Genomic DNA, 8732 nt, shown 5'->3' on the forward strand with positions numbered 1-8732 from the left:
GTCCGTCTCGTCGGTGCATTGCTGCTCGAACAGAATGATGAATGGGCCGTTCAACGCGCCAGGTATATGACGCTTGAGACCATGGCCCAAATGAGCGATGATCCCCAAATCAGCCTGCCCCGCTGTGATGTCGGGTTAGGAAACGAGCGGGACAGCAGGCTAATACACTGCCCGAATTGCCCCGTGTGGACGGCAAGCGTCAAGCCTTGATGCCAAATTCAAACGGATATGAGTGGGGCTTCGCAGCTGCGGCGAGGTCTCGATAGGGTCCGACAGTAAGCCCGAATGAGTGGGCACAATGGGACTGAAAGTGGGATCACTTGGTGAGCCCGTTGTTCCCGCGCGGAGATCCCGCCGCTATTCTCGCAAATGTCGGACAGCCGCCGCCCTTTGTCGCATTTGTCGAGATCACGACAATCGGTTTGTCCCGCTCTGCTCTACGCACCCGTCAAGCCACGGAGTGGTGCCTGCTTCGCAGTTTTGAATTTGAGAGCGAGCGGGCTACGGCTCCGTCATTGCTGGGGGTCCGATAGCGAAAGCCTGTTCGAGATGCGTGCTTCTCTATCGTCGCACAGGGCGTTTTCAGCATCTTGGGCCCTCTCACCGGTCTGAACAACTGTTTCAGCTTGATCATTTGAGGTTTTCGCAACCGAACGTGCTTGCCGTGGCTGGTCGGCAAGCCGTCGCTCGAACGATCATGGAATGCGATACTAAGTTTTCCGGAATCTGGATTCCAACTGGAATGCAGGAATACGATCGGTAGTAGCGTTTTTAGCTCGCATTTTACGCTGCATTTTCGAGTGGCACGTCGCTTGCTTCATTTCTCATGCCGCCGATTCACCGAAACTCAGAAAGAGCCAACGCAAGCTCTATGGTGGTGCGAATTGCCCACTGCTCCCGCGCCCAGACGGCGCGGAACCGGCCTAAAAGCGGCATTAATCTTTGCGAAGGACAATTCAAATCCAAGGGAGAGTAAGATGAGCATCACACGCAGACATGTCATCGTTCAGGGTGGCGTCATTGCAGCAGGCCTGCTCACCAGCGGCCTACCGGGGACAAAAGCCTTCGCGCAGATACCGTCAATCCCTTGGCGGCGCTCACTGCAGGGCTTGGCCTGGAACGACCCGATCATCGAGACCTATCGCGACGCAGTGCGCCTTCTCAACGCCCTTCCCGCCAGCGACAAATTCAACTGGGTCAACCTCTCGAAAATTCACGGCAGCGGTGACGTCGTCAAATACTGCCCGCATGGCAACTGGTATTTCCTGCCGTGGCACAGGGCCTATACGGCTATGTACGAGCGCATCGTTCGGCACGTGACCAAGAACAACGATTTCGCTATGCCGTTCTGGGACTGGACCGACAATCCGTACCTGCCCGAAGTGTTCACAATGCAAAAGACGCCCGACGGCAAGGACAATCCACTTTATGTTTCGTCGCGCACCTGGCCAATCACGCAGCCGATGCCGGACAATATAGTTGGGCCACAGGTTCTCAACACCATCCTAACGGCGAAGCCATACGAGGTCTTCGGCACCACCCGCCCCGAGGGACAGAACTCACTCGATCCTTCCTGGGTCACCACCAGCAGCGGCACGCAGGGGACGCTGGAATACACACCGCACAATCAGGTGCACAACAATATCGGTGGCTGGATGCCGGAAATGTCGTCGCCCCGCGATCCGATCTTCTTCATGCATCATTGCAACATCGACCGCATCTGGGCGACGTGGAATTTGCGCAACGCCAACAGCACGGATCGGCTCTGGGCCGACATGCCGTTCACCGACAATTTCTACGATGTCGACGGCAACTTCTGGTCCCCGAAGGTCTCTGACCTTTATGTTCCAGAGGAACTCGGATACAATTATGGTTTCCGGACCTACTTCAAGGTCGCGGCGGCGAGCGCCAAAACGCTGGCCCTGAACGATAAACTCACGTCCGTGATCGCGGCGACGGCGACCGATGCTGCAATCGCCGGCGTGACGACCACCTCCACGGACAACAGCAAGGCGGCAACGGAAAACGTGCCGCTTTCGCTGCCGATCAAGATCCCGGCGGGCGCATTGCAGGAGATCGTCCGCCAACCGCCTCTGCCATCCGGCATGGATACAATGGATTTCGGCGCGGCACAGGAGCAGGCGGCCTCCGCTCCTCGTGTGCTGGCATTCCTGCGCGATGTCGAGATCACCAGTGCCAGCACGACCAGCGTTCGGGTGTTTCTCGGCAAGAACGACCTTAAGGCCGATACGCCCGTCACCGATCCCCATTACGTCGGTTCTTTCGCCGTTCTCGGTCATGACGGCGACCATCATCGCAAACCATCCTTCGTCCTCGATCTGACGGACGCGATCCAGCGGGTTTACGGCGGAAGGGGGCAGACGGATGGCGAGGCCATCGACCTGCAGCTCATTCCTGTCGGATCGGGAGCGGGCAAACCCGGCGCCGTAGCGCCCGCAAAGCTAGAAATAGCCATAGTGTCCGCCTAACATCCCGACTGGCTGGGTTGTGGAGACATCGATGCGCTATCATCGTTGGGTGCTTATCGCTATTCGTGCGGCGGCATTATCGATGCTGCGCATCGTCAGCCCGGTTCAAGCTAACGAGAGCGACATGCGGGCAACGACCAGTAAGCCCGCGACGATAACCATATCGAGCAGAGCAGTCCACTCATCGGCTGATACCAGTGCGCGGGTCGTCCTTACTGTCACTGGTTATGAACCGTCGACTTCAGGACCAGTGACGACGGTCGTTTCGCTTGACTGCGGCAGTAACGTTCGCGAAATTGGTAGGTTTGGTATTTTTCCGAACAAGGCGTTTTCGGTATTGGACGGGGCAAAGCCTCAACGATTTGGGTTTCCCTTGCCCGATGACCCGTCTTGCCGTCAGCCACAGACCGTCATTATCCGGCTGGAGCCTCAAACAGGCGGCGGTTCGGGCGCCAGCATCACTATCAGCGACGCAAGCATCGAATAGATTGGCAGTCGGGGCTGATTTGCCGCTAGCTCCAGAACCCTGTCGGCAATGAAAGTCCGCCGGATAAAATAGAGGGTTTTGATAGGTTGTTGTGACAAAGGTCCAACGCGCAGCGCCTATCGTGGTCAACAGTTTACAGTCTTGCCGCTGCATTCGGCGACTGATGGTCGTCTGCAAGCAGGCAAAGGTTTTTGGCCGACCCGAGACTAGGCTCAAGATTAAGTCGCTCTTAAAGGCATTGAACCGACGACGCGTTCCTAGATCAGTAAAGTGACTCTTCAACCACTTCAGATGCTTGCGCGGAGTCTGTCCGAAAGCTGCATTGACTTCGCACGCGGTCCAAAACCGATTCAGACTGCGCGTTCAATTCAAAACTGAAGATTAGACGTGTGCTGTCAATGGCACTGGATTTGCAAGGACACGGGCGGCGTGCGGCCATAGGTATCGCTTCCATTCGTGATAGAGAGGCGCGGAGGTTAGTCTTGAAACGAAGAGATTTTTCGACTTTTGGGCTCACTGCTCTTCTCGCCGGGATGGTATTCCCGGCTTTTCCCAGCACCGGATTCAGTGAGCAGCGAAAGCCGTCCATCCCCGCACTCCCTGATCAGCGGAAACTTTGGAGTTGGATCAAAAGGCTCAACAGTTTCGGCCCCCGATTGACCGGCAGCCCGGCCCAAGCACGGGCAATCGATTATCTTGCTGGTGAGTTGAGAGGGATGGGCCTTGAGGTGAAGCGCGATCAACTCACGATGCGCCGGTGGATGCCACGAACCACCGCGTTCAAACTGTCAAATGGTGATGTAATTGAGGTAGCGGCGCCGTTCCCGTATTCCGGGCTTACACCTCCCGGCGGTATCTCGGGTAAGATGGTTCTTTTCAACGGTCGGGTTCAGGCGTTTGAGAAAGCCCGCGGCAAAATTGCGGTGGTGACGGTAAAGCGTCGGGATCTGGCGGCATTCCTCGAACTGGTGACCAATCGACGCGGCAGCCTGCCGGAAGGCATAGACTTTCCCAAAGCCGTAACCACGCCGCTTATCACCGGTTTGCTTGGCGTACCGATCGACAAGGCGCGTGAAGCAGGGGTTTTAGCCGTCGTTTGCATTTTCGAAGGCGTCTCGGAAGTGCAGTTGAAGGGGCAGGTGCTGCCATTCACCACACCGTATTGGGGCTTACCTGCAATATGGGTGGCGCAATCTGAAGGAGAGCGGATCAAAGCCGCGATCAAGCACGGTTTGAGCGGTCGCCTGACCTTGGATGGCACGTTAAAAGACGTCGCGACCGATACGATTTATGCGGTTTTGCCGGGCAGCAACCTGCTTGAGACGATCATCATCAACACCCACACCGATGGACCTAATGCGTGCGAAGAGAACGGCGGTGCTGGGATACTCGCTCTGGCCCATTATTTCTCCTCGCTACCGAAATCTGCTCGCAACCGAAGCCTCGTCTTCGTACTCGTCACGGGTCATTTCCAGCTTCCCCAGTTCGGCCGCCACGGGAATCAGGCGACGGCGACCTGGCTCGAAATGCATCCAGAATTGTGGGACGGCAAACCCGGCCATGCTAAAGCCGTTGCAGGAGCTACGATTGAGCATCTTGGATGTACCGAGTGGCGAGATGACTTTGCAAAAGGGCACCCCGCGCCCACCGGGAAGCCGGAGCTCGATTTGATCTATACCAGTAATAAGTCGATGAGTGACGTGTATATCGCTGCCGCACGCGGGCGCAAAAGGTACGCGCGCTGATAGTCGCCCCAGCGGCGGCGCAGGTGATGTTGGGCGAAGGCCAGCCATTATACGCATCAGGAATTCCGACGATATCAAGCTGTCCGATACCGGACTATCTTTGCCAGGTCTTGCCGGGCGGAGGCTTGGACCGGCTCGACCCTGATTACGCCTTTCAGCAAGTGGAAACCTTTGCCCGCACGGTCGACTTGCTCGACACGATGCCGCGTGGTGAGATCGGAATTGTTCCGTTTAACCTGTCCACTGTTATCGGTGATCTGCTGTAAAACTGACCAACACTAACGCCAGCGAAAATGGCGGCGTCACGCGGTCGGCACTTTAACTGGCGCCGAGGATCATCTGGCTGTTCACGATAGTGCCGGGTCATAGCCGTCCCATCTGGGCACGCTTCGTCATGCATCAGATGACCGGCCTGCGTTTCCACGTCGCGGCCTTCGAGGCTCTCGGCGGCGCTCCGCGGGAGTGCTTTGCGACCGGATGAAGACTGCCGTCATTGGTGAGCGTCAGACAGAAGGCATCGTTTATAACCGTGCCACCACCAGCCTTAGCCCCACCACCAAAGCCACGCGGACGGCCGCCGAAACATCTTAGTTGGTGGGGATCCCACACCGCAGGCGAATCCATCACCTCCTGTCCTGCGATAGTCTCCAACGAGCTGGGAGAAACTGCTGATCCAGGCTGAATGAAGACTTTGTGTGGCATTCCCTGGCGACGAGCTTGCTGCCCCCTCTCCCGGCGTAGCTGGCTGACCCAGTGCTTGGCATAGACATTGCAGGGGATGAATGCGGCGGTAACTCGTTGGGGTCGGAAGTCGTCAAACTGCTTTCCTAGGCGTCGGCATTGCCTACCGAGCACCTCGCCAGACGGAAGCACGATCGATCTGGCACGTATGTATGCGTACGGGATCATAACCATAGAGGAGTTGAAACGATGGCGGACATTCTTACATCTCTAAATCCGCTCCGGTGGATTGAAGCGCCATCCACGGAACTGGACAGCCAAGTGACCCAAAGTCTATTCCCGATGTTCCAACGCTTGGCGGAAGCGGGCGCTGAAACCGCTAAAATTCTGCAGGTTGCCTTATTGCGCCGCGTGCAAGTCATGTGCGACAGCCAGTCTACCCGCCAGGGAAAGCTCTTTACTGAGGCCGAACGTCTTGCCGAGAGTCTACGCGAGGTGCACGACAATGGGAATTTGGGCCACGCTTGGGCGGAATACCTGCGCGACGCTAGTGAGCGCGCCATATTGTGCATGGATCTTCTCCGACAGCGCGGCGACATCTTCCTCGAACATGAAGCGGCAGGCTGTCCGCCGGTTTTCTTCTGCGACTACGAAACAGTTATGGATGGAAACGATCTGCCCTTGAAATCCAATTACGTGTTACTCCGAATGATTCCGCCCCAAGGTGTTAACGTCGATGACACGAAGCGCCCCTTTATAATCATTTGTCCGCGCGCCGGACATAGTCCCGGCGTCGGTGGCCACAAAGAAGACAGCCAGGTCGGCGTGGCGTTCCGGGAAGGTCACCCGGTTTATTTGGTGTCCTTCCGCCGAGAGCCAGAGGGGGGCAGTATCTCTCTAATGTCACGTATGCGGAAGCGGCCTTTGTTCGTGAGGTCATGCGCCTGCATCCGCTGGCCCGCCTTCCAGTCGTAGTCGGCAACTGCCAAGCTGGCTGGGCTACCCTTCTGATGGTTGCGACAAATCTCGACTTAGCTGGCCCGATCATCCTCAACGGATCGCCGGTGACACCTACCTCGGGAAATATCGGCGAAAATACCCTCCGCTACATGGCGGGCCTCTTCGGGGGAGCTTGGATGACCATGTTTTTGTCAGATCTGGGCGGAGGCATCTTCGACGGCGCCCATCTCGTACAGAATTTCGAAACGCTCAATCCCGAGCGCCAGTTATTCCTGAAGTATGTCGAACTGTTCCGAGATGTGGATGCGGCGAGCGAAGCCTTCCTTAAGGCTGAGAAGTGGTGGGGCGGCTTCTGCCTGATGCGGGGAGACGAGATCCGCTGGATAGTTGAGCACCTCTTTGTTGGTAATCGACTGGCGCACAACAAGGCGTATGGGGAGCCGGAACGGCGGCATTTCGACCTTAAGAAGATCAGGGCGCCTATTATCATATTTGCCAGTCATGGCGACAATGTCACGCCGCCGCAGCAGGCGCTGAATTGGATCCCCGAAATCTATGACAACGAGGAGGAAATCCGCCTTCTCGGCCAGCACATTATTTATATGGTACACAACGACGTCGGTCACCTCGGTACATTCGTTTCCTCGAGAGTAATCAACAAAGAATACAATGAGGTTGCAAGCACGCTCGAGGCAATTGAGGCGTTGTTGCCTGGCCTTTACGAGATGCGCATCACGGACATTCAAGAAGATGCTGGACACAAGAGCTATAGTGTTGAACTGATCGAGCGCACCTTCGAGAATATCCGTGAGTTTAACGACGGCCATGACGATGGAGGTCCCTTCGCTGCCGTCGCCCGCGTCTCTGAACTGCAAGCGCAGATCTATCACACAGTTGCCCGCCCCTTTGTGCAGGCCGCGGTCACAGACATGTCAGCAGACGCCAGCCGAATGTTCCATCCAAAGCGGCTGGAGCGATCGCTGCTGTCTTCTCAGAATCCGATCATGGTTGGCTATAAGTCAATTTCACAGCAGGTACGGAACTCCCGGGCGAACGCAGCAGCGGAAAATCCTTTCCTGGCTGCGGAAGCGCTCTATTTCAAGGCTGTCGAACAGGCGATCGTGGTCATGCGCGACTGGCGCGACATGGGTTATGAGCTCGCGTTTCACATGATCTGGAACAACCCTTGGCAGCGATATTTTGACAATCCCCACGAAGCATACCGCAAAGGGACGACACTTGACGATATGAGATGGCAGCCGGACATCGCCAATGCGCTCAGGAGGATCGCGATCGGCGGACTCGCCGATGCCATCATCCGTATGGTCGTACTCCTGGTGAGCGATCGTGGCGGGATCCGACGCGACCGCCTGGCGCGCTGGTCACGGGTGCTGACCGAGGACGAGCCCTTCCGCTCCCTAAGCGCTGATCATTTGGCCGAAATCACTCGCGTGCAGACGGCTATCGTCACCTTTGAGCCGGAGCAAGCAATCGAGACGCTGCCGCTGTTGCTAACGGAACCGAGGCAACGGCAACTCGCTTATGCAGCCGCTTGCTATATCCCGGGCTCCAGGGCGGAGATGTCATCGAGTACTGTTGCCATGCTACAGCGCTTCGCGGACGTGCTTGGCCAGCCATCGATCGTCGATGTGATTGAGGATCCGCTGGCAGTGACATAGTTTGTTCGTAGAGTAGCGTCTCGATCTCACCGAATCACATAATTATTGGTTTTCGCTCGTTGGTCACGGAGGCGCTTGAAACAATTCCATCGCAAATCCAGCCAGGACCGCAGATCGGAAAATTGCTATTGGACATCCGTCCTTTACAACGCAACGATGCCGTAATCCGGTTCAGTGATCGGGCCGGCCGAGGGCGGATTGAAACTGGGGAGGAAGGCTCTCGTCATAGGGCTGGCGCTCGCTTTCAAATCATCGTGATCGAACGCACTGGCCATACGGTTGATCTCGGCTGACCGCGCACCGACCGCCTTGGCGGTCTCGCGCCACCTTGCGGTGTCGCGACTTCCTTAATGATCGCGCGAGCCTCGGCGAGCGTTAGGGCGTAGAGCCCTGCAGCTTCTTCCAGCAGGTCAAGGGAGCAGGTGCCTTCATCAAGATCAATGTTTGTCGTCAGCGCGCGCGCCTTGACATCCGCAGGCACTGGATTGAGGTCATAGGCAGGGGACAACGACCAGCTGGCTTTATCGAGCCACAGAAAGCCGTGATTTTTCTCCCCAGCTCAGAGCTAGATGTGGAGCCTCAACAGGTTGTCCTTGATCAGGCCGAGTCTACTGACGGGCGGTTTGGATTGTAGGCTGCCGTGCGGGCGATGCCAATTGTAACGGTGGAGCCAGAGCGGCAGGTCGGCGGC

Annotated in this window: 4 protein-coding genes and 5 pseudogenes; 7 read left to right on the top strand and 2 right to left on the bottom strand. The window is 56.9% G+C overall.

Annotated elements, in window-relative coordinates; translation table 11 throughout:
• From EFD56_RS31960 to EFD56_RS31985, 7 genes and pseudogenes are all read left to right on the top strand, one after another.
• Window positions 1–120: pseudogene (locus EFD56_RS31960) on the top strand (IS256 family transposase); the annotation flags it as partial.
• Between the two features lie 857 nt (window positions 121–977).
• A complete protein-coding gene (locus EFD56_RS31965) occupies window positions 978–2489 on the top strand; it encodes a tyrosinase family protein (protein WP_037145358.1) in 1512 nt (503 codons plus the stop codon).
• 31 nt (window positions 2490–2520) lie between these two features.
• A complete protein-coding gene (locus tag EFD56_RS31970) occupies window positions 2521–2976 on the top strand; it encodes a hypothetical protein (RefSeq protein ID WP_004668602.1) in 456 nt (151 codons plus the stop codon).
• Window positions 2977–3458: 482 nt separating this feature from the next.
• Window positions 3459–4721, top strand: coding sequence for a zinc-binding metallopeptidase family protein (locus EFD56_RS31975; RefSeq protein ID WP_245440660.1), 1263 nt, complete (start codon window positions 3459–3461; stop codon window positions 4719–4721).
• A 23-nt stretch (window positions 4722–4744) separates the two neighbouring features.
• Window positions 4745–4987, top strand: a complete 243-nt coding sequence (locus tag EFD56_RS33410; protein ID WP_245440661.1) for a hypothetical protein — start codon at window positions 4745–4747, stop codon at window positions 4985–4987.
• A 65-nt stretch (window positions 4988–5052) separates the two neighbouring features.
• Window positions 5053–5249: pseudogene (locus EFD56_RS33415) on the top strand (IS21 family transposase); the annotation flags it as partial.
• A 723-nt stretch (window positions 5250–5972) separates the two neighbouring features.
• A pseudogene (locus EFD56_RS31985) lies at window positions 5973–8041 on the top strand (DUF3141 domain-containing protein).
• 245 nt (window positions 8042–8286) lie between these two features.
• Here the strand turns inward: EFD56_RS31985 and EFD56_RS33640 are convergent.
• Window positions 8287–8591, bottom strand: a pseudogene (locus EFD56_RS33640) (HipA domain-containing protein); the annotation flags it as partial.
• Between the two features lie 15 nt (window positions 8592–8606).
• Window positions 8607–8732 (bottom strand): annotated as a pseudogene (locus EFD56_RS31995) (IS481 family transposase); the annotation flags it as partial.

The sequence above is a fragment of the Rhizobium phaseoli genome (assembly GCF_003985125.1).
Classification (GTDB): Bacteria; Pseudomonadota; Alphaproteobacteria; order Rhizobiales; family Rhizobiaceae; genus Rhizobium; species Rhizobium phaseoli.

Excerpts from the sequence above, each read along its gene's own strand:
- EFD56_RS31965 (WP_037145358.1), top strand. The coding sequence starts at position 978 with ATGAGCATCACACGCAGACATGTCATCGTTCAGGGTGGCGTCATTGCA.
- EFD56_RS31970 (WP_004668602.1), top strand. The coding sequence starts at position 2,521 with ATGCGCTATCATCGTTGGGTGCTTATCGCTATTCGTGCGGCGGCATTA.